The sequence below is a fragment of the Desulfovibrio sp. genome, assembly GCF_009712225.1.
GTDB lineage: Bacteria > Desulfobacterota > Desulfovibrionia > Desulfovibrionales > Desulfovibrionaceae > Desulfovibrio.
The window spans coordinates 1-26326 of sequence record NZ_WASP01000017.1 but is presented as its reverse complement, the minus strand read 5'-3'; the positions used below and the strand labels follow the sequence as shown (position 1 = coordinate 26326).

Below are 26326 nucleotides of genomic sequence, written 5' to 3'. Positions count from 1 at the left end.
CCCCCCCCCCCCCCACCACCCGGCGCGCGGTCACCTGTAAACATTGCCTTATTCGTAAGTGGACGCGGGGGCTTCACCTTCGTCCAGGTCTTCAGCAGTGGGGGTGAATTCCTTGGGGTTTAGCCCAAGAAATTCCACAACCTTGGCTTCAATCTGATTGCGCAGATCAAGGTTTTCGTCCAGCAGGGCGCGCACCTTTTCGCGGCCCTGACCGAGCTTTTCAGAGCCAAAGGCAAACCACGAGCCGCTCTGGTCGATGATCTTGGCTTCGATGCCAAGGTCGAGCAGTTCACCCGAGCGGGAAATGCCCTGACCGTAGAGAATATCAAAAATGGCGCTGCGGAAAGGCGGGGCAACCTTGTTTTTGACCACCTTGACCCTGGTGCGCGAGCCAAACGATTCTTCCTTGTCCTTGAGGGTCTGGATTCGCCGGATATCAAGACGCACGGAAGAATAGAACTTGAGCGCGTTGCCGCCGGTGGTGGTTTCGGGGCTGCCGTAGCCGGTTACGCCGATCTTCATGCGGATCTGGTTGATGAAGATGACAGACGTGCGCGACTTGTGGATGGTGCCGGTGAGGCGACGCATGGCGTGCGACATCAGGCGGGCATGGCCGCCCACCTGCGATTCGCCCATGTCGCCTTCCAGTTCGGCCTGCGGAATAAGCGCGGCCACAGAGTCGACCACCACAAGGTCAACCGCGCCGGAGCGTACGAGCATATCGGCAATATCAAGTGCCTGTTCGCCGTAGTCTGGCTGCGAGATGAGCAACTCGTCGGTATTTACGCCAAGACGTTTGGCGTAGGAAACGTCGAGGGCGTGTTCCGCGTCCACAAAGGCGCAGGTGCCGCCCATCTTCTGGCACTCGGCGATGATGTGCAGGGTGAGCGTGGTTTTACCCGAAGATTCCGGGCCAAAAATTTCGCTGATGCGCCCACGCGGTATGCCCCCCACGCCCAGGGCCAGATCAAGGCCTATGGAACCTGTGGGAATGACAGGAATATTGACATGGGCGTCGTCGGAAAGCTTCATCACGGCACCTTTGCCGTACTTGCGTTCAATGGTGGCAAGTGCGGTGCCCAAGGCTTCGGCGCGTGCATTTTCCTGACTCATGGCTGGTTTTTTGGCCATAGCTCATTGCTCCGGGTAAGAATATCTTCAAGCTGATTAGTATAACAGACCAAGGCAAGCAAGGCAAATGCTGCATGGCCGAATGCCTGCGGGAGACAGTCGATATTAAATAATTATAATTCTCAATAAGTTCAAAATCAAGGGCAATAAAGGCGGGAAAAGCCCGCCTGCCATACTTGCGCAGCGGCGCTTGCTGTCGTACAAGCGCGGGCATGAGCGATTCTCCACAAATCATAGTGCTGTTCTCCGGCGGGCTGGACAGCCTGCTTACTGCCAAACTGCTTGAAAGTCAGGGGCTTAAAGTCCGTTGCCTGCATTTCTATTCGCCCTTTTTTGGCGGTGAAGCCGAGGCGGCCCGCTGGCGCAAGGCGTATGGGCTCGACATTGTGAGTCAGGATGTGGGCCCCCAGTTTGCACAAATGCTGCGCCAAAGGCCCGAACATGGTTTTGGCAAGGTGCTGAACCCCTGCGTGGACTGCAAGATCCTGCTGCTGCGCGAGGCCCGCAAGTATATGGAACGCGTGGGCGCCAAGGCGCTTGCCACTGGCGAGGTGCTGGGGCAGCGCCCCATGTCGCAGCGCCGCGACACACTGAACGTGATTGTACGCGATGCGGACGTAAACGATGTTTTGCTGCGGCCCCTCTGCGCGCACCATCTGCCGCCCACGCCCGTGGAAGAAAGCGGCCTTGTGGACCGCTCGCAACTGCTGGGCATCTGGGGGCGGGGCCGCACAGAGCAATTGAACCTTGCCAAAAAATTTGGCATTATAGAAATTCCCACACCGGGGGGCGGCTGCCGCCTCACCGAGCGCGAAAATGCCCGTCGCTACTGGCTTGTGCTCACCCGGTTGCCCGAGCCTGACGCTGGCGATTTTACCCTGGCCAACCTTGGCCGCCAGTTCTGGCATACCGAAGGTGATGCCCACTACTGGCTGTGCGTTGGGCGCAACAGCGCCGACAACGATCTGCTGGCCTCTGCCGCCGGACCGGATGACCTTGTTCTGCGCATGCGCGACATGCCGGGGCCGCTGGCCCTTGCCCGCAACGGTGCCCTGTGGCCAGAAGAAGTGCTGCGCACGGCCTGCCAGATGACGGCATCGTATGCACCTAAGGCTGTGGCCACGGGGGGCGATGTGTACGTGCGCGCCCGCAGGGGCGAGGAGTTCAGTGACCACCTCGTGCCCACCCGCCGGTGCGAAGAATTGTGGAACGAGCCCGCCTGGGATGAGATAAAGGGGTTTATCCGCGCTGAGGCCAGAGAAAGGCAGGCAGCTCAGGACGCGGCCAGGGACGCTGCCAGAACCGCTGCCCGCGAAGCCCGGTACGAGGCAGAGCGGCTTGAGGCCATGCAGCACGACGATGAAGGCGACCCGCAAGCATGATTGTAATGCAAATGTAATCAGATTCAGTATGTTCCCGCAAAAGCCCCGGTAGAGCTGGGGCTTTTTGTTTGCGGCCTGCGCGCCCGGTCGCACGCTTTGCAGATTCTTGAGTGCACTGCTTTACAAAGGTTGCGCATGTAGCTATATGAGTCCATTGCATCAAAAGAGCATTTTCACTGCGAGGTGCTCTGAGCGGGCCATGCCGCAGCATGGCTGGCCGGAGCGGGATAAGCGGCGCAAATCGCTTGTGTCACTCCCGTGCCCGGCTTACTCAGTAGACCGTTCATGCGCCCCCCAGCGGCGTCCGCCGGAGGATTTAAATGGATCACAAGGATTTGGAATATTTTCGCAAGCTTCTTTCTGACATGCTTGAAGAAGCGAAGCAGAAGGGCGACAGCACCCTTGAAGAACTGACGGATAGCAACGAAGTGTTCGCCGACCCGGCAGACCGCGCCACTGCAGAATCCGACAGGGCGTTTACCCTGCGCATCCGTGACCGCGAGCGCCGCCTGATACGCAAGATCCAGGCTGCCCTCACCCGCATTGACGATGGTACTTACGGGATTTGCGAAGACTGCGGCGACGACATCAGCGTTCCCCGCCTCAAGGCCCGGCCTGTGACGCGTTTGTGCATCAACTGCAAGGCCAAACAGGAAGAAGACGAACATCTTCGCGGCGATTAACGTCGGTTTGCCATAGCGGCACTGTTATTCTTTGCTTTTCGGCCAGGCGGGTTGCTGCGCCCACGCAAAACCCGCTTGAGCCTGCCTGCGTGCGCGTATGCGCGCAGGGCAGAGGCTTGCCGTCCATTATGCCACGCGGGCTTGCGGGGCCACACGCCCTGTAGGAGAGGTGCGGGCTTGCGCCAGTCGGCCTGTATGGGCTGGTTGCCTGCCGCGCCGGTATTCGTGCGGTCATGTGCGCAATACCCCGCGCGTCAAATTTTCAGCGGCTGGCTCCGCCGGGCCACTGTTACAGAGGTCTGCGGCCTCCGCATTGTCTCCGCCGTATTGTCTGGCCGTATGTTCTGGCCGTCATTCCATGCCCCACCACATCCCCGCAAGCCGGGTTTTTCTATGGACGCCCATCTTTTTCGTCGTTGCTGTGAAGATCTGATCCCCCTGCTCCTGGGAGCACGGGTGGAAAAAATTCAGGAACCCGCCGATGGCCTGCTGGCTATCATGATCTATAGCGGCGGGCGTAAGCGGCAGCTTTGCCTGCGCTTTGGACGCAAAGATCCATTCTGTTTTGTCACCTCGCAGCGTATCAGCGTCGGGCGGGTGCCTTCGGCCCCCATCATGCGACTGCGCAAGTATGCCGGGGGGAGGCGCATTGCCGCCTGCGTGCCGCAGTGGAGCGAGCGCCGTTTGTGGCTGCTGCTGGGCGGTGGGGCGGATGCCGCCAGCCGCGTTGCAGAAGATGACGAATCTTCAGCGCAACCACGTCTCACATGGCTGTTGCTTGACCTGCGCGAAGGGGCAAGCCTGAAATTTTTGACCGACGCCGAAGCACCAGAAGAGGATCAGCCCCAGTGGCCCGAGCCTGAGCAGCTTGCGGCGGCGCAGCAGGACTGGCGGCAGTGGGCCGTGCTCACGCCTGCCCTGCGGCGCACCCTGGCCTGTCTGGATGAGCCGGAACAGTGGGCCCTGCTGGAAGACCTGCGCCTTGGCGGCGGTGACCTGTTTTGCTACGGGGTGGAAAGCTCCGCCGCAGATCCGGCACCTGAGCAGCCCCTGCCCGAAAGTGATTATTTCGCCCCAGCCATGCCCCGCCCGGTGCTGGGCATAAGCGCCTGGCCCCTGCCCCCGGCGCAGCAGCAGGCCTTGCTGGGCAAGGATACTGGCACTAGCCGGATCCGGGAATTTTGCGGGGCAAACGCGCTTGCGCTCACCGAACTGGCCGGGCAGGACATCGTGCTTTCACGTCTTGCGCTGGAGCAGGCGCGCGAGGCAGCCCAGCCACTTGACCGGCGCGTGCGCAAGCTCACCAAGCTGCTCGAAAAACTGCGAGAGGAAGAATCCCGCCTTGGCGGCATGATGGCCTGCCAGGCCGACGCCTTGGCCCTTCAGGCCGAACTGTGGCGTTGGCCCGCAGATTTTCGTGCCGCATCGGTGAATGTGGAAGAAGGCCCGCACGGCCCAGCCCGCGAGATAAAGCTTGATCTGCGCCGTTCTGTGCGCGAGGAAATGGCCCGCTTGTTCCACACGGCCCGGCGTGGGCAACGCGGCATGGAACATCTGGCAGAGCGCCGTGCGACGCTGGAGGCAGAGCTTGCCTCGCTGCGTAAGGCCCGGCACGACAGCCTTCTTGGTGCAACCGCAGGTAATGCCGAAGACACCGCCAGCGGCGGCCGCGCTGCCGGTTCCGGCATGGCGGCTACACTGCCCAAAAATGTGCAGATGTTTATCAGTTCTGATGGCTTTGTGCTGTTGCGCGGGCGCGATTCAAGGGGCAACCTGGCGGCACGCAAGCTGGCCGCACCGCACGATATCTGGCTGCATGCGGAAAACGGCCCCGGTTCGCACGTGATCATACGCCGCGCGCACGGCGGGCAGGAGGTTCCACCCCGTACCCTGGACGAAGCCGGGGCGCTGGCCGCCAGCAAAAGCTGGCAAAGGGACGCCGCACGGGCGCGCATACAGTATGCTGAGGTGCGCCACGTAAAGCCCATGCGCAATGCCCCTGCAGGTACGGTGCGCATAGACAAGTCGCTGCCCTCGCGCGAGGTGACGGTGGATCTTGCCCTTGAGGAAAGGTTGCTGCCCGGCTAGGCCACGCCAGCCGGTTCAAATATGGAGAAAGGTTGTATGGATTTTACTGTTGAAGGCAAGAGCTTTAGGGCTATGGGCATTGAGGCGGTTGTGCTGGACACGGATTCCACATCCGCCGCGCTTGCTGCTGTGGTTTCGGTGGATGATGCCGCGGGCACGGTTCTGCGCCTGCCCAGTGGCGCAAAGGGCTGGCAGGCCGTTGCCCTTCTGCTCGAGCACGGCACTGAAGTGCAGTTGCCGCTGCCGCAGGATTTTACCGTACAACCTGGCGATGCCTTGGTGCTGGGCTGCCTTGGCCCGCTTGCGGCTGCACAGGGTGGCTCGCTGGGTGAAAACGCTCCCCTTGAAGTCTATGCCGTGCGACGTGTGGGGGATACCCCCGAAACCGCCGCCCGGATATGTGAATTTGCAGACGCCGCTACGGTGATGAAGCGTTGTGGCCTTGCGCGCGCCACCGAATATGAAGTGGAGAAGTACCCGCTCAAAAAGGTTTGCAAGGTCAGCGCCATTGTCTTTCTGGTGGGGCTGGTGTGCTTCAGCTTTTTGATGCACCTGTTTACGGAAAGCATGGACGAGCTGCTGAACCGTCTCCCCGAAGTCCTGTGGATGAGCGCCAAGTTCGGCGGCGTGTCCGCCCTTGTGGTAGCTGTTGGCGGCGGTCTGTTTGTAAAGAGCTCCAACGACTACAATAGCAAGAAGAAGTACGAAGCCTACGCGCAGCAGTTTGAACAGGTCATGGCTGAAGCCCTTGCCTCTGACAGGTGATCCACTGCGAGTTGTCGCATTTCACAGATGGTAAATAAAAAAGCCGCTGCCCGTGAAGGACAGCGGCTTTTTTATTTACAGCCTGTGGAGGGACTTACTTTTTCAGCACTTCCACTGTGGCGAGAGCGATCTGCAGCTCTTCGTTGGTGGGGATGATGATAACGGGAATCTTGCTGTCGGGCGTGGTGATGATGCGCGCGCCGGGCTTGCGGGTGCCGTTTTCTTCCTTGTTGAGCTTGATGCCAAAGGCTTCGAGGCCTTCGCACACCATGGCACGCACGATGTCGTCGTTTTCGCCGATACCGGCGGTGAACACCAGGGCGTCCACGTTGCCTTCAAGCAGGAAGAAGTAAGAGCCAAGGGTCTTCTTGATGCTGCGCACAAGCAGCTTGAGGGCCAGCTCGGCACGGTCGTTGCCCTTTTCCACCTGGGCATGCACGTCGCGCATGTCGGTGTAGCCGCACAGGCCCAGCAGGCCCGACTTCTTGTTCATCAGGGTGTCGGCTTCGGCGGGGCTGAGGCCCTTCTTTTCCATGATGAAGGGCACAATGGCCGGGTCGATGGTGCCGCAGCGGGTACCCATCACAAGGCCTTCCAGCGGGGTGAGCCCCATGCTGGTGTCAAAGCACTTGCCGTTTTTGACGCAGCTCATGGAAGAACCGTTGCCGAGGTGCATGGTGATGGAACGCAGCTCGGAAAGGGGCTTGCCAAGGAACTGGGCGGTTGCACTGGCGATGTACTTGTGCGAGGTGCCGTGGAAGCCGTAACGGCGGATGCGCAGCTCTTCGTACATTTCGTAGGGCAGGGCGTACATGAAGGCTTCCTTGGGCATGCCCATGCCGAATTCGGTATCGAACACGGCCACATTGGGAACGCCGGGGAAGAGCTTTTCGGCCACTTCAATGCCCATGAGGTTGGCAGGGTTGTGCAAGGGGCCAAGCACGGCGCATTCTTCCACAATCTGCTTCACGCGTTCGTTCACCAGCACCGGGTCGCTCACGGCTTCGCCGCCGTGCAGCACACGGTGACCGATGGCGTAGATTTCGCTCTTGTCCTTGATCACGCCCTTTTCGGGGTCGGTCAAAAGGGCGATAACCAGTTCCATGGCTTCCACATGGGTGGGGAAGAAGGCTTCGCGAACCAGCTTTTCTTCCTTGTCGGTATCAGGGGCGATTTTGTGGGTAAGACGTCCGCCTTCCTGCCCAATGCGTTCGGCAAGGCCAGAACAGAGCACGGCGCGCGTGTCCATTTCCAGCAGCTGATACTTGCAGGACGAGGAACCCGCGTTGATCACCAGAATTTTCATAACTATTCCTTCCCTTCAACTTGTTTATGTCTGATCGCGGGCTGGCAGTATGTGGCGCATGCCTTGCGTCAGCGTTGAAATTTGGGGCAAGCCATACGAGACGGCCATGAACGGTGGTCTTGCGAGGCGGCCTGCCGCTGGGGCAAGCCGCCGGGCTCGTAATATTGGCCTGCCGGGCGAGTGGTGCCAGACTACTGCTGCTTGGCTGCGGCTTTTTCGGCTGCGGCCTGCACGGCGGTGATGGCAACGGTGTTGACGATGTCGGGCACGGTGCAGCCGCGCGAGAGATCGTTAACAGGCTTGTTCAGACCCTGAAGCACGGGGCCGATGGCAACGGCGCCAGCAGCGCGCTGCACGGCCTTGTAGGTGTTGTTGCCCGTATTGAGGTCGGGGAAGATGAACACAGTGGCCTTACCGGCAACCTTGCTGTCGGGCATCTTGGTTTTGGCGACCGTGGGGTCGATGGCAGCGTCGTACTGCAAGGGGCCTTCAAGCGCAAGGTCGGGGGCCATTTCCTGTGCAATTTTGGTGGCTTCCACAACTACGTCCACATCCGCGCCCTTGCCGGAAGTACCGGTAGAGTAGGAGAGCATGGCCACGCGGGGTTCAATGCCAAAAACCTTGGCCGTGTGGGCCGAGGCAATGGCGATTTCCGCCAGCTGCTGGGCCGTGGGGTTGGGGTTGACCGCGCAGTCGCCGAAGGCCAGTACGCGATCCTTGAGGCACATGAGGAAGACCGAAGAAACGACGGTAAAGCCGGGCTTGGTCTTAACAAACTCAAAGGCCGGGCGAATGGTATGGGCCGTGGTATTGACCGAGCCGGAAACCATGCCGTCGGCGTCGTCCTTCTTGACCATCATGGTGGCAAAGTAGGTGGCGTCGGTCATGGTATCGCGCGCCTGTTCGGGGGTGATGCCCTTCTTTTTGCGCAGCTCGTAGTAGGTGTTGGCGTAATCGTCGAACAGCTCGGATTTGACCGGGTCGATGAGTCGGGCCTTTTCAATGTCCAGACCAAAGGCGCTGGCCTTGGAGCGGATTTCTTCCACATCGCCCAGCAGGATGATCTCGGCCACATCGCGGCGCAGCAGAATATCGGTGGCGCGCAGGATGCGTTCTTCGGTGCCTTCGGCCAGCACTATGCGCATCTTGTTGGCTTTGGCGCGCTGGATCAGCTCGAATTCAAACATCATGGGCGTGATGCGGCTGCTGCGTTCGCTGCCGATGCGGTTTTCGATTTCCTTGCCATTGACGTACTGTTCAAACAGGCCCAGCACGCTGTTGATCTTGCGCAGATCGCCCGGTTCGATGGGGGCGATGATGCTCTGCAGGGCCATGAAGGCCTTGTAGGTGTGGTGCGGGGTCATGAGGATGGGCAGGGGCGAGCCGGTCCAGCCTTCGATAAATTTGCACACCTGATCAGAGGGGCGAATGCCGCCGGTGAGCAGCACGCCCGCTATGTCGGGGGTGGAGGAAGACAGGCGCGAGGCAATGGCGGCCAGCAGCACGTCGGCGCGGTCGCCGGGGGTGACGATAAGCTGGTCTTTGGCAATGTAACCAAGCACGTTATCCACGTGCATGGCCGCGATCAGGTAGTCACCCACCAGCGCGTCGAGTCGTTTTTCGCCAAACAGTACTTCCGCGTCCAAGCCCTTTTTCACGTCAGCCATGGTGGGCTGGCCGATGGTGGGGTCGTTGGGCACAGAGAAGATAAGGGCGCGGTTGTCCTGCGTGCTGAAGTGGGCGCGCAGTTCGTCCAGTTCGGTCTGCGTGAGATTGCGGCGGTTCACGATGGTGGCAACCACGTCCAGAGCGTAGGGCTCGAGGCTGTCCATGGTGATCTGGAGCGAATCGCGAATATCCTCGGCGCTCACATTGTAGCCGCTGGTTACCAAGAGAATCGGGCAGCCAAGGTTGGCCGCGATTTCGGCATTGAGCTCGAATTCAAAAACCGGGTCTTTGGCAAGAAAATCTGTTCCGACGCACAGAACGAAATCATAGGTTTCCAGCAGCTTTTTGTACTTCTGGATGATGTTTTCGATGAGCAGGTTGCGCGAACCCTGGTTGATGATCTGGCGGGCTTCGTGCTGGGTGTAGGCGAAGGTGTCAGAGTACTCCATGTTGAGCTTGAAGTATTCAAGCATCAGATGGATGTCGGGGTCGCGGTCGTCCCACAGGGGTTCGTTGATGATGGGACGGAAAAAGGCCACCTTGCGCATGCTGCGGGTGAGCAGCTGCATTGCCCCAAGGGCAATGGCGCTCTTGCCCGTCATGGGCCCGGTGGCGGTGATGTATAGACCGTTGTGCATAGTGCCTCCCCTGCTGTGCCGGCAGGCTGGCGGATTAACCCGAAAAAAAGGGCGCGAGGGCTTTCCTCGCGCCCAGGCCTTTATTCTTTGATCCCAAGCGTGCGACGCAGCCCGCGCCCGCAGCATGGGGCTGCCCCCCGGAGGGGAACCATATGCTGTCGGGCGCGGAGCGTCATAACGTCAGGCCTCGACTATTCAGACTTGCTGGCGTCGGGGTAGGGCAGTTCAGCCAGCTGCTTGAGCATGGCGAAGCGTTCGGCATAGGCTTCGGCCAGTTCCGTACGCAGCTTCTTGGAGACTTCGGGAGCCATCTTTTCCAGCGAGGCGAAACGGGTTTCGCCGCCCAGGAATTCCTGAATGTCCACGGAAGGAGCCTTGCAGTCGAGCTGGAAGGGATTTTTCTTTTCCTTGGCCAGTTCGGGGTTGTATCGGTACAGGGGCCAGTAACCGGAAAGCACTGCCATCTTGGCTTCTTCCTGGCTCTTGCCCATGCCCTTGCGCAGGCCCTGGTTGATGCAGGGAGCGTAAGCGATGATGAGCGAAGGTCCCTTGTAGGCTTCGGCTTCGCGGAAGGCCTTGAGCACCTGCTGCTTGTCCGCGCCCATGGACACGGAGGCAACGTACACGTAGCCGTAGGTCATGGCCATGCGGCCAAGGTCTTTCTTGCCGGTGCGCTTGCCAGCGGCGGCAAACTGGGCCACGGCGCCAAGCGGGGTAGCCTTGGAGGACTGACCACCGGTGTTGGAGTACACTTCGGTATCCATCAGCAGCACATTGATGTCGTCGCCGCTGGCGAGGACGTGGTCGAGGCCGCCGTAACCGATGTCGTAGCCCCAGCCGTCGCCGCCGAAGATCCACACGCTCTTTTTGGTGAAGAGGTCGTCCATGTGCCACAGTTCATGGGCCAGGGGGCTGTCAAAGCCTTCCAGGTTGGCCATGATCATTTCGCCGTACTTGCGGGAGCCTTCGGCGTCTTCCTTGTTGTCCAGCCAGCCCTGGAGGGCGGCCTTCAGTTCGGGAGAAGCGGCTTCTTCCTTGAGGGCTTCCTGAATTTTCATGGCCAGCAGGCCACGGCGCTGTTCGTAGGCAATGCCCATGCCGCAGCCGTATTCGGCGGCGTCTTCAAACAGCGAGTTGCCCCAGGCAGGACCAAAGCCGTCCTTGTTGGTGCAGTAAGGCGTGGTGGGCGAAGAAGCGCCCCAGATGGACGAGCAGCCGGTGGCGTTGGCCACGATCATGCGTTCGCCGAACATCTGGGTGAGCACCTTGACGTAAGGCGTTTCGCCGCAACCGGCGCAGGCGCCGGAGAACTCGTGCAGGGGCTGCTGCAGCTGCGAACCCTTGACGGTGTCGCGAGCCATGAGCTCGTCCTTGAGCGTGATGTTGGCTTCGGCGAATGCCAGATTTTCCTTCTGGGTGGGCATCTGCGTGTCAAGGGGCTTCATGACGAGAGCCTTGACCTTGGCGGGGCACACTTCGGCGCACGAGCCGCAGCCCAGGCAGTCTTCGGTGTACACCTGAATGCGGAACTTCATGCCCTTGAGTTCTTTGCCGATGGCGTCCTTGGTCACAAAGGAAGCGGGCGCGCCAGCCAGTTCTTCCTCGGTGGCAAGCACCGGGCGGATGGCGGCGTGGGGGCACACAAAAGAGCACTGGCAGCACTGGATGCAGTTTTCAACCTGCCATTCGGGCACGTCGATGGCGCAGCCGCGCTTTTCGCAGGCGGCGGTGCCGAGGGGCATGAAGCCAGCCGGATCCATGGCGGACACGGGCAGCTTGTCGCCCTGCTGGGCCAGAATGGGGCGCACAACAGCGCTGATGTATTCGTCATCATCGCAGTGGCAGGCAACGGCGCCTTCGGTGGCAGTGGCCCAGGAAGCGGGGTATTTCACTTCTTCCAGAGCGTCCATGCCCTTGTCCACGGCGGCAATGTTCATGTTGACGATCTTGTCGCCCTTGCTGCCGTAGGTCTTCTTGATGGATTCCTTGAGCAGGCCCACGGCCTTTTCAAAGTCAAGCACGTTGGCAAGCTTGAAGAAGGCGGTCTGCATGATCATGTTGATGCGGCCACCGAGGCCCACTTCCTGGGCGACCTTGACGGCGTCCACGTTGTAGAACTTCAGCTTTTTGCGGGCGATAACGCGCTTCATGGAGGCGGGCAGGTGCTTTTCCATGTCGGCGAGCGACCAGTTGGAGTTCAGCACGAAGGTGCCGCCTTCCTTGATGCCTTCAAGAATGTCGTACTGGGTCACGTAGGCAGCCTTGTGACAGGCGACGTAGTCGGCCTTGGTGATCAGGTAGGAAGAGGTGATCTGTTCCTTGCCGAAGCGCAGGTGCGACACGGTGAAGCCGCCAGACTTCTTGGAGTCATAGGCAAAGTAGGCCTGGGCGTAGAGATCGGTGTTGTCGCCGATGATCTTGATGGCCTGCTTGTTGGCGCCCACGGTGCCGTCAGCGCCGAGGCCGAAGAACTTGCACTGCACGGTGCCGGCGGGCACGGTGTCAATTTCTTCTTCCACGTCGAGCGACAGGTTGGTGACGTCGTCGTTGATGCCCACGGTGAAGTGGTTCTTGGGCTGAAGGGCCATCATGTTGTCGTACACGGCCTTGGCCATGCCGGGGGTGAAGTCCTTGGAGCCCAGACCGTAGCGGCCGCCCACCAGGGTGGGCGCTTCGCCCTTTTCGAGGAAGGCGGTGCAGACGTCCTGGTACAGGGGTTCGCCAAGAGCGCCGCTTTCCTTGGTGCGGTCAAGCACGGTGATGCAGTTGACGCTGGCGGGCAGGGCGCGCAGCAGATGCTCGGTGGAGAAGGGGCGGAACAGATGCACCTTCACGAGGCCCACGCGCTGGCCCTGGGCGTTGAGGTACTTCACCGTTTCTTCGATAACTTCACAGGAAGAACCCATGGAGACGATAACGCGGTCGGCTTCGGGGTGACCAACGTAATCGAACAGGCGGTACCTGCGGCCGGTGATGGACTCGACCTTCTTCATGTTCTCCAGCACGATGCCGGGCACGGCGTCGTAATAGAGGTTGGAAGCTTCGCGGTTCTGGAAGTAAATGTCGGGGTTCTGGGCGGTGCCGCGAATGTGCGGATGTTCAGGATTCATGGCGGTGGCGCGGAATTCGGCCACCTTTTCCCAGTTCACCAGGGGGCGGATATCTTCGTAATCAATGGTTTCGATCTTCTGCACTTCGTGCGAGGTGCGGAAACCGTCGAAGAAGTGACAGAAGGGCAGGCTGGCGTCGATGGCCGAAAGGTGGGCCACCAGGGCCAGGTCCATGCATTCCTGCACGGAGGAGGACGCGAGGAAGCAGAAGCCGGTCTGGCGGGCGGCCATCACGTCCTGATGGTCACCAAAGATGGACAGCGCGTGGGAGGCCAGGGCGCGGGCCGAAACATGAAAAACGCCGGGCAGAAGTTCGCCGGCGATTTTGTACATGTTGGGGATCATGAGCAGCAGGCCCTGCGAAGCCGTGTAGGTGGAGGTAAGAGCACCGGCGGCAAGCATGCCGTGCACAGCGCCAGCGGCACCGGCTTCGGACTGCATTTCACGCACGTTTACGATCTGGCCGAGCAGGTTTTTGGCACCTTTGGCGGCCATCTGGTCCATGACTTCGCCCATGACGGACGAGGGGGTAATGGGGTAAATGGCTGCCGTTTCCGACAGGGCGTAGGCAATATGCGCGGTGGCGTTGTTGCCGTCCATAGTTTTCATATGAGCCATCTGTTCCTCCTTGGCGCCCACAGGCGCGCAATGTTTTTACAAAATCGGCTAGGGCTGGAAGGCCCCTGAGATAGGCCCCTGCACAGATCAGGGACGGGCGACGGCAAATGCCGCAAAGTGAACACAAAATGGAGGCAGGGAATGGAAGCGTGGTATGGCAACACTACTCAATCCCGCTTATGCCGTCCACCAAAAAAGCTTGGTATCACTTGTTTTGAAGCCCGATGGCACATTCCTGGTTGCCCTGACGGAACGCGCGTTTTTGCGCTTACCATAAAATTGTTTGTTTGAACAGTTTAATCGAGCCCGCAACAAAAAAAATTATGACTATCGCAAGGCATGGAAAACAGTGACAAATTGTGTTCGCAGGGTGGGCGGGTGGAAGAGTGTTGGTGTAAATAGTGAACTGTTATGGGATGTTAGAAAGCTGGCGGTGGGTAAAAAAATGTCACAAAATTGTGATGAGAGGCATGTATTTTTGCCGCAGCACGTTTTTGTCAGTCAGTTCCATCAGTGCCAGCGGCGCGCCCCTGATTGTGCATACCTGGGGTAAACACGATCAAAGGCGCGCCGCCTGTATGTTTGCGCGCAAGCCAGCTTCCCACTGGTGTGGGGGTATTGGCCTGTCAGACCGACCTAGACGGAAAGCCCCATCTTGATGACGGCCTGCATGCCGCCGGTGGAGTTGACCACGTCGGTGACGCCATTGCGGGCGAGCACCAGCAGGCTGTCATAGGCCCGCAGGCCTGTGTTGCAGATGACGGCCACGGGGCGGTCTTTGGGCACTTCGCTGATTCTGGCCGCGATTTCTTCCAGGGGAATGGCGTGCCAGTCGGGGTGCTTTTCCTGCACGGCCTTGCTTGCAGCCGCAGGGCGCGAATCAATAAAGAACACATGGTTTTCGCTACGCTTCTGCCACAGGTCCATGAACTGGTCGGCGGTCACAGGGGTAAAGCGACCTGCCAGAGCGTTGTCGGCCACGTTGGCAACCACGTTGACCACGTCCATGGCCGAGGCAAAGGGCGGGGCGTAAGCGATTTCGAGGTTCGAGATGTCCTCGACCGTGGGTTTGGAGTACTGCAGGGCTGCGGCCACCGCATCAATGCGGGCCTTGAGCGAATCGGGGTCGGCGCAGGCACCCTGCAGACCCAGCACGCGGCTGGTGGCTTTATCCACCACCAGTTCAAGGCTCATCATGGATTTTTCGGGGAAGAAGTGGGCGTGGTCGAGCTGTTCCACGCTGACGCTCATGGCGTCAAAGCCTTCCTTGCGGGCGCGGTCGACCGTAAGGCCCACACCGCAGAATGAGAGGCCAAAGAGCTTGACCGCCCACGAACCCACAAAACCGGGGAAGCTGGCATTGCCGCCAGCCAGATTGGTGCCGATTATGCGGCCCTGACGGTTGGCCATGCTGCCAAGAGGCAGGTAGCCGATCTTGCCGGTAATGATATTCTTGATGGCTACGCAGTCACCGCCCGCGTAGATGGAGGGATCGGTGGTGCGCATATGTTCGTCCACAACCACAGCGCCAAAGGGGGCCACTTCCAGTCCGGCTTCCTTTGCCAGCTGGCCGTTGGGGATAAAGCCTGCGGCAAAGATCACCAGCTGGGCGGCGATTTCGCGCTTGTCGGTCACCACCTTGGTGACAGTGCCGTTTTCGCCCTCGAGGCGCAGCACTTTTTCAGAGGTGTAAACGTCTACATTGTGGGTCTGGCAGTCGTTGGCAGCCATGCGCGAAAGGGGCTGCGAAAGCACACCGGGCAGAATCTGGTCCATCATTTCCACAACGCTGACCTTCACGCCCCACATGTCGGCGAGGGCCACAGCAGCCTCAAGACCGATAAAGCCGCCGCCCACAATGACAGCCTCGCTCACCTTGCCTTCCTGGCAGGCAGAGCGGATGGCTCCCGCCGCTTCAAGGCGGGTGAGGGAGAGCACGTTTTTCAGGTCCTTGCCTTCAATGGGAGGCACGCGCGGGCTTGCACCGGTAGCCAGTACAAGCTTGTCGTAGGGCAGTTTTTCTTCCTTGCCGGTAACAACGTCCTTGACCAGCAGGGTTTTGGCCGTCCTGTCGATGGCCATGGCCCGGGTCTGGGTGCGAACGGTGATGCCCTTCATGTCGCGGAAAAAGTCGGGGTCGCGCACGGTGTGGTATGGAGTGGAGCGCAGGTCATCAAGGTTCTGGATTTCACCGGACACATAGTAGGGGATGCCGCAACCGCCGTAGGAAATGAAGACGTTTTCGTCCACAAGCATCACTTCCGCATCGGGCATGAGGCGCTTGCAGCGGCATGCCGCCTTGGGCCCCAGTGCAACACCACCGACTACCAGAATTTTTTCAGACATATCCGGGCTCCTTAGTGAAGAATTATGAGCAAATGAGCATTACTCTATATTTGAGCATTACCATCCAGATGGCAAGGGCAATTGTGCGGACGGGCCGGTCAGCGGCCACGAAAACGGCGCTGATCGCCCACGCGAACTGTTATACGCTCGTTGTCCATGTATTCAAGCAAGGCAATGAGGTATTTGCGTGAAAGTCCCAGCAGCTCCTTGAGACCGCCCACATCAAGGTTGTCGTGGCTGGCAAACCAGCCGCGCACACGCTCGAGAATGTCGGCAAGGGCGGGGCCGTGATAGTACAGGCCGTCCTTGATCTTGACCAGATCGCCGGTTTCGCACAGCAGGCGCAGTACCGGCGCGGCTTCCTTGGGGGTTACGCCCAGCTCTTCCAGCACGTCCTTGGCATTGGGCGGGGTAAGACCGGCTGTGGCGTGGGCGTCCAGCAGTTTCTGGCGCAACCCGGCCTGATCGGCGGCAAGGCTTACGGTGTGCGACTGCAGGCGCAGCCCTTCGCCCTCCGTTACCAGCTGCCCCTGCTTTATGGCCTGATCAAGCACCTTTTGCACCAGCTTGGGCGGGATGTTGCGGTTCCAGCCCGTGCACAGCGCGCCACGGGTAAAGCCGGGCTTGAGCGGTTCGCGCCGGTGCAGTTCGGCCCCGCGTTCAAGGCAGGCGGCCATAAGTTTTTCAAAGGGAGTTTTGGCAATCCAGGCGCGGCCTTCCTTGTCCCAGCACAGTGCCTCGCCACGGGTGGAGAGCAGTTGCAGGGCGGTCTCCACAGCCGGACGGGCCATGCCCGTAAGGGCGCGCAGTCGCGCATCGTCCGCGCCTTCTGCTCCACGCAGGGTCAGCGCATTGCGCAGCAGCTGGGCGCGGGCTTCTTCGCGCGCCTTGGCCTCGGCCTTGCCACTGCCCGGGGTTTCCGCTGCGTCGCGCAGCTCGGGCAGAGACTGCAGAAGGTTAAGCTTGTCGGCCAGTTCCGGATCTTTGGCGCGCAGCTCGGGCGGCAGCGGACTGACCAGCAGCCCCCCCGCGACCGTGCGCAGGGGCGAATAGGCCCGCAGCACGCAATGGTCGCCAAACACGCCCACCATGGGTTCCTTGAAGCGCAGCTCTGCCAGTGCGGTTTCGCCGGGGGCCAGCTTGTCCCTGTCGCGAAAGACCACGCGGGCGGCGCACTCGCGTGTGCCATGGTGAAAATGAATCTCAACCCGCTGGCGCATGGCCCGGGGGGAGGATGAAAGACAGGTAAGCCGAACCAGCCAGCGGCTTGAGGGAAAGAGCTCGCCCGGGCGGGCCAGAACGTAGCCGCGCTCGATTTCGTCCACATCCAGGCCCTGTACGTTGACCGCGCAGCGCTGCCCCGGCTGTACGGAATCGGCAGCCGCGCCATGGCGTTGCAGACCGCGGGCGCGGGTGGGCAGATCGGCGGGCATGAAACGCAGCTCGTCGCCCAGATTGCAGGTGCCCGAAATGACCGTGCCGGTCACCACCGTGCCGTGGCCCTTCATGCTGAACACGCGGTCCACGGGCAGGCGAAAAATATCGCTGCGCCGCTGGGCTGGCAGGCTGGCCGCCGCGCTGGCAAGGTGGTTGCGTAGTTCGGCTATACCCGCACCCGTGGTGGCGGAGACGGGGAAAATGGGTGCGCCGTCAAGAAACGTGCCTTCCAGAAAACCGCGTACTTCTTCCTGCACCATTTCAAGCCAGTCAGCGTCCACCATGTCGATCTTGGTGAGAGCCACAAGGCCGGTGCGAATGCCCAGCAGCGAGCATATTTCAAGGTGCTCTCTGGTCTGGGGCATGATGCCTTCATCGGCTGCAATGACCAGCATGACCATATCAACGCCCGCAGCCCCGGCCACCATGTTTTTGACAAAGCGTTCGTGTCCCGGCACGTCCACAATGCCAAGGCGTTCCCCGCCGGGCAGGTCCACCCAGGCAAAGCCAAGTTCAATAGTGATGCCCCGGCGTTTTTCTTCTTGCAGCCGGTCGCAGTCGATACCTGTAAGCGCCCGTACAAGCGATGTTTTGCCGTGATCGATGTGTCCTGCCGTGCCTAGCACTACTGCCATAAGAGCTCCTTGGTGGTCTTGCGCCCAGTTTACACTCTGGCAGGGGCCTTTGCAAACTGCACAAAGCCCAAAAAGAAAAGGGAAGCCCCTGTAAAGAAGCTTCCCTGAAATACACGGCTGGCAGAGATATTTGAGGACTAGCCCTGTTCTCTCGCCTTGATGAGGGCCATGGCCCGGTGGGCCAGCTGGGTAACCTCGGGTTTTGAAATCTGGTCGTCTGCGCCCACGCTGACGCCCTTGTGGCGCAGCTTTTCGGTAATAAGCGAAGAAAAGAGCAGCACGGGCAATTTTTTGAGCAGGGGATCTTCCTTGATGCGCAGGGTGAGATTGAGCCCGTCCATGACCGGCATTTCGATGTCTGAAACAACTACGTGCACAAAATCGGTGATGGGCCGGTTGTTTTCTTCGGCGCTCTTCTTGAAGTCCAGCAGGCGTTCCCAGGCCGCACGGCCGTTGGAAACAACTTCAACGGTAAAACCGGCCTTTTCAAGCAGGTCGCGCTGCATCTCGCGGATAAGGGCCGAGTCGTCTGCCACCAGTGCGCGGTAGCCTTCGTTGGTCCAGTCTTCACCAAGATCGTCGAGCCTGAGCCCCAGTTTGGGGTTGAGGTTGGCGACAACCTTTTCAAGGTCGAGCAGAAAAATGATGCGGTCTTCAAGTTTGACCACGCCGATGACCGTATTGTTGGAAACAGCGGCCACGTACTTGTTCGGCGGCTCCACCTGTTCCCAGCTGATGCGGTGAATGCGGTTGACGCCTGAAACCATGAAGGCGGTAGTGACGTTGTTGAACTCCGTCACAATGGTTTTGGGCTGCTCTTCGTTGCCGGGGTGGGTTTTGCCCAGCCACATGGCCAGATCCACCAGCGGAATGATGCGCGAGCGCAGGTTGAACGCGCCCAGCACGCTGGGGTGCTGTACTTCCGGCAGGGCTGTAACCTTGGGCATGCGAATTATTTCAAGCACCTTGGCTACGTTGACGCCGTAGTAACCACGGTAGGGTTTGGCCGGAATGACCTCGCCGTTTTCGTCCAGCTGCGGCGCGTCGTCAGAGGGAGGGGTGAATTCTTCAAGATAGAATTCCACCACTTCCAGTTCGTTGGTGCCGGCTTCCAGCAAAATATTGGTCTGGGCCATGCTGCCTCCAGAAAAGTACCGCTTCAGGAGCAAACGGGATTAAAGCGACTGCAACCACAAATGAGCCGCGTCAATGAGACTTTTCGGCGTAGATGCGCCAGCCGTTAGACCTGCACGGTTTTTTTGCAAAAAATTTTCTGCGGCCAGCTCTTCAACGCGTTCCACAAGGAAGGTGTCAATACCGTTCAGGGCCGCCACATCGGCCAGCCTGCGGGTGTTGCCGCTTTGTCTTCCGCCTATGATTACCATGACATCCACACAAGAGGCAATGTTGCGCGCCTCCTCCTGCCGCTCACGGGTGGCGTCGCAAATGGTGGAAAGCACCACCAGGTTGGCTATGCGCTGGCGCAGCTCTGCAACAATTTCCTGAAAAATCTGACGATCCTGAGTGGTTTGCGAGGCCAGCACATAGGGGCCGTTTTCCGCCAGGTGCAGCGAGGCCAGCTCGGCGGCGCTGCCAAAAACATGGGCTGGCCCACATGCGTAGGAAACAAGGCCGCGCACCTCTGGGTGGTCTGCCTCGCCAAAAAGCAGCAGGGTCGCGCCCTCTGCCGTGGCCCGGCCAATGGAAAGCTGGGCCTTTTTGACCTTGGGGCAGGTGGCGTCCACAATCTCCGCACCACTCTGCTTGACCTGCTCCTCAACCTCGCGGGTGATGCCGTGGGCGCGGATAACCGCCACGTCACCGGGGTGCAGCTGCGCTGCCTCCTTGACGCAGACAACGCCGCGCGATTCGTAGTCGGCCAGCACCTGCGGGTTATGGATGATGGGGCCAAGAGTGCAGATGCGGGCAGGTGCGCGGTCCGTGCCCTTGCGTTCGAGAGCCGTATTCAGTTTTTGCAGGGCAAGGCTCACGCCCATGCAAAAGCCCGCCGTTTTGGCGCGGTAAACGTCCATTGGTGCTCTCCTTTGGGGGGCTGGCGGCTTTGGCGGGGCGCTATGCCCTGCCTGCCGCAGCCCATCAGATCTTCTTTATCTTGCAGCGCTGCACAGCCTAGGGCGGCGCGCAGGGCTAAGTATTCCGTTCTGCGTGGCTGCCCAGATAAATATCAAGCAGCCTATCGAGCTCTTCCCAATCACTACAGTGGCAAAGCTCCTGACGCAAGGCCCGTGCCCCGGGCAGGGTGCGCACGTAGCGCGGAACCACCGAGCGCATCTTCCACAGGGCCGCCTTGCCGGGGCAGTGGGCGCGCGCAAGCTCCAGATGGCGCGAAATCATGGCCCGGAGCCGTGGCGCGTCGGCTTGCTCCACGGGTCTGCCAGCAAGCAGGCTGGCGTGGTCGGCAAATATGGCGGGATTGTGCATGGCTCCGCGTGCGTACATTAGTCCGCTGGCGCCGGTGCTTTCAAGGCAGGCAATGCCGTCGGCGGCGGTAAAAAGGTCGCCGCTGGCCAGCAGGGGGATGCTGAGCCGCTGGGCAAGGCTGGCAATGGCCTCCCACTGCGCGGTGCCGCCAAAACCCTGACGGGCAGTGCGCGGGTGCAGGGTAAGCCAGCCAGCGCCCGCGTCTTCAAGCCGCAGGGCAAGGTCGGGCAGCACGGGGCGTGCATCGTCTAGCCCGAGGCGCAGTTTGAAGCCCACGCGGCCACGGCCCGCAGCTTCAATCATTGCGCGTGCCACCACAAGAATATTTTCCGTATCACCCAGCATGGCAGCGCCCGCGCCCTGCCGCAGCACCTTTGAAACCGAGCAGCCCATGTTCAGGTCAAACCAGCCAAAGCCCGCCTGCCGCAGCAGTTCCACCGCCCGCCCCAGAAAATACGCCTCTGCGCCAAAGAGCTGCACCACCAGCGGCTGATCTTCGGGCAGGGTCATGAGCAGTTCGTTGGTTCCGGGGCTTTCGTACACCAATCCCTTGGCGCTGACCATTTCGGTCACGCACACGGCCGCCCCGTATTCGCGGCACAGCAGCCGGAACGGCAGGTCGCTGTATCCGGCAAGGGGGGCCAACCAGGGGTATTGCGGCCCTATGGGCAAGGTTTCGGGGTTGGATGGACAGGTAGGAAGCTGAAAAACCTTGGTCACGGGCGCTCCTTGGTTGCGCGCGGCGTTGCGGTTGTGGGCTCTGCATCGGCTGGTTGTGCTGCCTCTGTGGGCACTACGTTGCCCCTGGCATCCAGCGATACGCGTGCAGACTGCGTCATGTAGTCGGGGGCGGTGACTGCGGAGGCAGCGGGGCTGGCGGCGGCAGCTTCGGCCGGTGTGGTTTCTGTTGACCCTGCTTCAGCCCCGGGGCTGGTGTCAACCACAACGCACTGCCCATCGCGGCAGACAAAGCGGTTGAGCATGGCAGCGGCCAGACGCAGCCCCTCGCCGGTTGTTTCGGCCACAAAGCCGTTGCTGAGATAATCCAGCAGGCCGGTGCGCCGCAAGATGGTGCGCACTGTGGGGCTGCCCACCACAAGAATGACCGGCAGGCTGCGGGCGTAGCAACGCTCGATGAATTGCGAAAGGGCGTGCGCGCCCGAAGCGTCTATCCAGAACACGCGCGAAAGGTGCAGTACCACCAGCTTGGCGGGTTCGCTATCCTCTTCGTACAGCAGGCGTTCTAGTTCGTGGATGGCCCCAAAAAACAGGGTGCCTTCAATCATGTACACGGTGATACCCTGTGGCAGTTCTGCCGGGCCTTCGCGCAGCATGGGGTCGCCCTTGTGCAGCCTGTTCACGCGGGGATGGGCGGTCTTGTAGATGAACAGCGTGAGCGAAAGCAGCACGCCGATGAAGATTGCTTTTTCAAGGTCAAAGAGCAGGGTGGAAAGAAAGGTGATGAGCAGAACCGCCCGGTCAATGCTGGTGGCCACAACGCACAGGCGTATAGCCTCAATGTCGATCATCCTGAACGAAATGAGCAGCAATATGCCGCTCAGGGCGGGCAGCGGCAGCCAGCTGATAAGCGGGGCCATCGCAAACAGCAGCGGCAAGGCCAGAATGCCTGAAAATACCGTTCCCATGCGAGTTCTGCCGCCAGAGGTGACCACAAGCGCACTGCGGGTAAACGAACCGCAACCGGGAATGCCCGAGGTAAGGCCCGCAGCAATATTGCCAAGCCCCTGGCCGATGAGTTCCTGGCTGCCGTCAAAAACATCGCCCTTGATGCTGGCAAGCTGTTTGCCGATGGCCAGCGATTCCACCGTACCCAGCATGGCAATGGCCAGCGCGGGCATGAACAGGTCGCGCACGGCATCAAGGCTGAACGAGGGCGGCAGCGAAAAAGGCGGTACAATACTTGGTATAACACCTACCAGGGGTACGCCGCGTTCGCCCAGGCCAAACAGGGCGGCAAACAGGGTTACTACACCCAGGGCGGCCAGTGATGCGGGAAAGCGCCGCGAAATATTCTTGAAGCTGACGGTAAGCACCACGGTGGCAATGGCGATGCCCAGGCTCCAGTAATTGACAAAGGGCAGACCGTGCAGCGCGCCAAAAATCTGGCTGAAAAAGCCGGAGGGTTTGGGCCCGGTAAGGCCCATGGCCATGTGCAGCTGGCCTGCGGCAATGAGCAGGGCTGCCCCGGCGGTAAAGGCCACCATGACCGAATGCGAAATAAAATTGACAAGGTCGCCCATACGGGCCAGCCCCATGCCCACCTGCATGAGCCCGCACAGCAGGGCCATACCAAAGATATAGGCCATGCGCGATTCTTCGGGCATGTTGATGATAAATTCGCCCCCCACGCTGACCGTTGCCAGGGTGGAGAAGATAATCATGGAGATGGCGTTGGTGGGCCCTGCGGCCATAAAGCGCGAGGAACCCCACAGGGCTGCAAGCACCACGGGCAGCATGCAGGCGTAAATGCCGTACTGGGGGTGAACCCCGGCAATAATGGCGTAGGCCATAGCCTGAGGCACAGCCATGGGCGTCACGGTGAGCGCGGCTGTCATGTCCGCCTTGAAGTCCTGGGCGGAATAATTCCTGAGTGTTTCAAGAAAGGGAAAAAGCCCAGCGGCTCGCATGACTAGTCCTCGCGGGTTACGTCGTCCTCAAGGCGTAAAACATCGTGTCCAAGTGCATAGTGCATCAGGCGAGGCCTGTCTGCCGATTTTTTGAGCGAATTGATGATGCGCGTCATACGGCGTGTGCCCTCAAGCACGCCGCCCAGATGCCCGGCCAGTTCGGTAAGGTCGTTGCGGGCAAGGGCTTTTTCAAGCTCAACGGCCAGCATGCGACCGCGCGAATGCTCGGGAAACTCCGCCAGCAGTTCGCGGGCAAGGCGCAGGCTGCGTGCCTGGTTGGCGTCCAGATCTTCCACCAGTTCCCCGCAGTATTCCGCCTGGTTGCGCATGACGTTGAGGGCGTTGTTGCCGTAGTGCGCCATGGCTCCGGCGGCTTTTTCGAGCGTATCCCGGGCAACGGCCACGCGGCGGCCCACTGTGAGCGAAACAATGCTGGCGCACTTGGAGAGAAAACGCTCGTCAAAACTTTCAAATCCGTATTCGCGCTTGGTATACAGCATCACCAACCCGAAGGGTGGCTTGTTGCTGCGTTCGCGCAGCACAAAGGCCAGACGCGAGCGGTAGCCTTCCTTGTAGATGATGCAGTCAAAAGATTCGCCGCCCATGGCAAGGGCCTGAAGGTTGTTGGAAACCACGTAGCGGGTGTGCCCTTCAAGAATGGCGCGCATAACAGGGTGCTCGCGCAGGCCTTCCTCAAGCATGGGGGTTACGATGGGTATGCTGCCGCCGTCCACCTGATTGGCCGAGCGGGCCACCCACTCACCGTTTGCGTTGCGCAGGCGGCACACGTACATGTCTGCATACAGCGCGTGGACAAGAATTTCTGCGCTCTGGCGCAGCACTTCTCCGGGGGGGGCCATGCGGTCGGCAATGGCCAGCAGGTCGTTGGAAACGCGCAGCAGCATTTCCGTATCGTTCTGCATGGCCGAGACGGAGGTAAGCAGCATGAGCAGGCAGCGCCAGCTGCGCATGGGCACACCCCGCAGGCAGGGGTGGTAGCCGGTGTTGAGCGAACGCTTGGCGGCGGGCAGCAGGGCAATGGCGGCCGCTCGCATTTCGGGCGGTGCGTATTTAAGAAGTCGCTTGATCTCTTCGCGAATATATTCGGGCGAGTGCTGGGCCACGGTTTGCTCCATTTCCCCGGCGGTCAATGCGCGCAGAGGGCAGCCAAAGAGCCGCCGCTTCTGTGTGCGTTTAAAAATATGATGCCCTGGCTAATCCGCCTGATTCTTTGGGGAAGTGCCGCGACGAATGCTTGATTGAACCCCGGCGCGGTATTCTCGCACGTGGAACGCAAGCCTTTTTTCACAGAAATAAGTATAGGTGGGAAAAAAGGTCTGGTCAACGGTAGCTCATAAAAGGGGCCGTCCTTTCTGAATTAAAGTACACTTTTTGTAAAGGGGTTTCTCTGAGGTTGGTGGAGATTTGGCAAAGGAATTGCAAGAAGGGCTGTGGAAGATTCTCGGCCGTCGGATTTCCGACAGCTGCTCTGCCATACGGCAGGTGCAATTGAGGTCAGCCATACAACCGTCTGACGACGGCAGGCCGCATGCTGTGCTGTTGTCCACGGGGATGCCCATGAAACGACGTAATACACTTTTGCTCATATCTCTCGGTCTGGCGGCCGCACTGCTGGTGCTGGGTCTGCTGGCCGGTTTTGTGCCGCAAAGCGAAGGGCCCGAGCTGCGCCGCCGTGCAAGCGGGGTGGTGGCCCGCCTGCGTCCGGAGGACATGCCCGTGCCCATTGTGGCGCAGGGGGATGGAGCACGCCTTTGGGCCGTGCGCATGGCCGTGGACGCTGCCAGTGAAGCCGGGCGCGGAGGGCGCACATCTGGTCAATCTGGTCAGGTTTCAGATCGGGAATCGGGCCTGGCATCTGCGCAGGCTGGTACGAAATATGGAGTCAGGCCTGTCGTAATTTTTGGGGCGGGTGGCGTCAGTCTTGATACTGGTGCGCCAGCCATCACCTTTATGGGCGACGCGCAGGGCGACTTTGCCCCGCTGCTGGCGCTGGATGGCGCATCTGCCCCTCTGTTGGTAAGCAATCAGCCCCGCGACTATGGCGATGCCCTCGACGCGACGGGCCGCCCCCTGCGCTGGATGAACCCCAGGGCCATGATGGCGGGCTATTCGCCCAAGGTTGTGCGCAGGGCCGCCATTGAAGTGTTGCGCCACGGTGCCTTGCCCGACGGTTACGTGCTTGATATCGACGATAACGACATAGAAAAGCTGCACGCCAGGGCCCGCCGCTATCAGGGACTGGTGGAAAGCTTTGCCCGCCGCTACAACATAAGCACCGAGCTTTTGTACGCCATTATCCACAGCGAAAGCGACTTTTCGCCCACCCTGGTAAGCAACAAGTCTGCCATGGGCCTCATGCAGGTGGTGCCCGACACCGCCAACGACGAGGTAAACCGTTATCTTTACGGCCATACGGGCAACGTTGGCTTTGAGGAACTGCGCGTGCCGGAAACCAATATCCGCTACGGCACAACCTACCTGCATATTTTGTACACGCGCTATTTTGCTGGTGTGCACAACCCCCTTTCGCGCGAGTACTGTATCATCGCGGCATACAACATGGGGCCAAACGGTTTTTTGCGGCTTTATGGCAAAAACATGGAAGAAGCCACAGACAACATCAATGCCATGACTGCCGAAGAATTGTACCGCGACCTTGCCACGCGTCTGCCCGCACGTGAAACGCGTTATTACCTTGCGCGGGTGCAGCGCATGAAGGTTCAGTACGCCTCGCTGCGCTGACCGCACCCCGACGCTGCGGCAAGGCCGAAATATGGGCCTCTGATGAGGTAATCTGCGCGAAAAATGGTTGTAGTGCCTATAAAAACAAAGTACATGTTCATCAACGCCGAGCCCCCCAAACATTTGCCCGGCCATATTTTGAGAGGAGTGGTCACAACCATGCAAATTCGTTTTATTATGCCGCTGGCTCTGCTGTTGAGCTTCATGCTTTTTGCCTGCCAACAGGCCGACAACAACGCACAGCCCAAGGTGGCGGTAGTGGATATGGCGCGCGTTATGCGCGACAGCGAGCTGGGCAAGGCCGGTGTTAAGTTCCTTGAAAGCCTTCAGGGCGACATGCAGACCAAGCTCAACGACATCCAGCAGCGCCTGGAAGCCAACCCCAAGGACGCCGAAGCCCAGAAAGAACTTCAGGCTGTCTACATGTCTGCCCAGCAGCGCATGCAGGTGGAACAGCAGAACGTTGTCAATCTGTTGTATGACACCATTCAGCGCGTCATCAACACCTATCGCACCGAAAAGGGCTACACCGTCATCATCAGCACCGAAGCTGCCGCAGCTTACGATTCCAAGAGCGACGTGACCAACGAAGTGCTGGAACTGGTGAACAAGCAGAAGCTTGAATTCAAGCCCGTGAGCCCCGAAGCCCCCGCCGCCCCCGAGGCC

The 26326-nt window shown here is 60.1% G+C and carries 17 protein-coding genes; 6 read left to right on the top strand and 11 right to left on the bottom strand.

Translation table 11 applies throughout. The features are described 5' to 3' along the window. Positions 1–48 precede the first annotated feature (48 nt). Positions 49–1131: a recombinase RecA gene (gene recA / locus F8N36_RS14820; RefSeq protein ID WP_291333667.1), complete on the bottom strand. Its 1083-nt coding sequence runs from the start codon at positions 1129–1131 to the stop codon at positions 49–51. A 212-nt stretch (positions 1132–1343) separates the two neighbouring features. Here recA and F8N36_RS14815 point away from each other — a divergent pair, with 212 nt between their 5' ends. The 4 genes from F8N36_RS14815 (at position 1344) to F8N36_RS14800 (ending at position 6049) form a co-directional block, all read left to right on the top strand. Then, positions 1344–2513, top strand: coding sequence for a tRNA(5-methylaminomethyl-2-thiouridylate) methyltransferase (locus F8N36_RS14815; protein ID WP_291333666.1), 1170 nt, complete (start codon positions 1344–1346; stop codon positions 2511–2513). A 320-nt stretch (positions 2514–2833) separates the two neighbouring features. After that, on the top strand, positions 2834–3196 hold the full coding sequence (gene dksA / locus F8N36_RS14810) for an RNA polymerase-binding protein DksA (RefSeq protein ID WP_022659715.1): 363 nt from the start codon (positions 2834–2836) through the stop codon (positions 3194–3196). Between the two features lie 393 nt (positions 3197–3589). Then, entirely contained in the window at positions 3590–5284 is a 1695-nt protein-coding gene (locus tag F8N36_RS14805) for an NFACT RNA binding domain-containing protein (RefSeq protein ID WP_291333665.1), read from the top strand. A gap of 36 nt (positions 5285–5320) precedes the next feature. Then, positions 5321–6049, top strand: coding sequence for a hypothetical protein (locus F8N36_RS14800; protein WP_291333664.1), 729 nt, complete (start codon positions 5321–5323; stop codon positions 6047–6049). Between the two features lie 94 nt (positions 6050–6143). On the opposite strand, the gene F8N36_RS14795 is transcribed toward F8N36_RS14800, so the two are convergent. The 10 genes from F8N36_RS14795 to F8N36_RS14750 all read right to left on the bottom strand — a co-directional run bounded on the left by F8N36_RS14795 (position 6144) and on the right by F8N36_RS14750 (position 24033). Beyond that, positions 6144–7355 carry an acetate kinase gene (locus F8N36_RS14795; protein WP_291333663.1) on the bottom strand — a complete coding sequence of 404 codons (1212 nt, stop codon included), beginning with the start codon at positions 7353–7355 and terminating at the stop codon, positions 6144–6146. Positions 7356–7546: 191 nt separating this feature from the next. Continuing rightward, positions 7547–9661 carry a phosphate acetyltransferase gene (gene pta / locus F8N36_RS14790; protein ID WP_291333662.1) on the bottom strand — a complete coding sequence of 705 codons (2115 nt, stop codon included), beginning with the start codon at positions 9659–9661 and terminating at the stop codon, positions 7547–7549. A 191-nt stretch (positions 9662–9852) separates the two neighbouring features. Next, positions 9853–13389 (bottom strand): pyruvate:ferredoxin (flavodoxin) oxidoreductase, encoded by a 3537-nt coding sequence (nifJ, locus tag F8N36_RS14785; RefSeq protein WP_291333661.1) that lies wholly within the window; start codon positions 13387–13389, stop codon positions 9853–9855. A 636-nt stretch (positions 13390–14025) separates the two neighbouring features. After that, positions 14026–15735 (bottom strand): FAD-dependent oxidoreductase, encoded by a 1710-nt coding sequence (locus tag F8N36_RS14780; protein ID WP_291333660.1) that lies wholly within the window; start codon positions 15733–15735, stop codon positions 14026–14028. 98 nt (positions 15736–15833) lie between these two features. Next, the gene (selB, locus tag F8N36_RS14775; protein WP_291333659.1) at positions 15834–17807 is read right to left on the bottom strand and encodes a selenocysteine-specific translation elongation factor; all 1974 of its coding nucleotides are present in this window, start codon (positions 17805–17807) and stop codon (positions 15834–15836) included. A 137-nt stretch (positions 17808–17944) separates the two neighbouring features. Then, entirely contained in the window at positions 17945–18943 is a 999-nt protein-coding gene (locus tag F8N36_RS14770) for a chemotaxis protein (protein WP_291333658.1), read from the bottom strand. Between the two features lie 39 nt (positions 18944–18982). Next, the gene (ispH, locus tag F8N36_RS14765; RefSeq protein ID WP_291333657.1) at positions 18983–19840 is read right to left on the bottom strand and encodes a 4-hydroxy-3-methylbut-2-enyl diphosphate reductase; all 858 of its coding nucleotides are present in this window, start codon (positions 19838–19840) and stop codon (positions 18983–18985) included. A gap of 115 nt (positions 19841–19955) precedes the next feature. Then, positions 19956–20969 (bottom strand): tRNA-dihydrouridine synthase family protein, encoded by a 1014-nt coding sequence (locus F8N36_RS14760; RefSeq protein WP_291333656.1) that lies wholly within the window; start codon positions 20967–20969, stop codon positions 19956–19958. Beyond that, on the bottom strand, positions 20966–22897 hold the full coding sequence (locus F8N36_RS14755; RefSeq protein WP_291333655.1) for a SulP family inorganic anion transporter: 1932 nt from the start codon (positions 22895–22897) through the stop codon (positions 20966–20968). The genes F8N36_RS14760 and F8N36_RS14755 overlap by 4 nt, the downstream gene beginning before the upstream one ends. A 2-nt stretch (positions 22898–22899) precedes the next feature. Continuing rightward, on the bottom strand, positions 22900–24033 hold the full coding sequence (locus F8N36_RS14750) for a hypothetical protein (protein ID WP_291333654.1): 1134 nt from the start codon (positions 24031–24033) through the stop codon (positions 22900–22902). Positions 24034–24475: 442 nt separating this feature from the next. On the opposite strand from F8N36_RS14750, the gene F8N36_RS14745 reads away from it, so the two are divergent. Together F8N36_RS14745 and F8N36_RS14740 are read left to right on the top strand one after the other, a co-directional pair. Beyond that, on the top strand, positions 24476–25660 hold the full coding sequence (locus F8N36_RS14745; RefSeq protein WP_291333653.1) for a transglycosylase SLT domain-containing protein: 1185 nt from the start codon (positions 24476–24478) through the stop codon (positions 25658–25660). A 159-nt stretch (positions 25661–25819) separates the two neighbouring features. Continuing rightward, a partial coding sequence (locus tag F8N36_RS14740; protein ID WP_291333651.1) for an OmpH family outer membrane protein occupies positions 25820–26326 on the top strand: 507 nt, incomplete at its 3' end.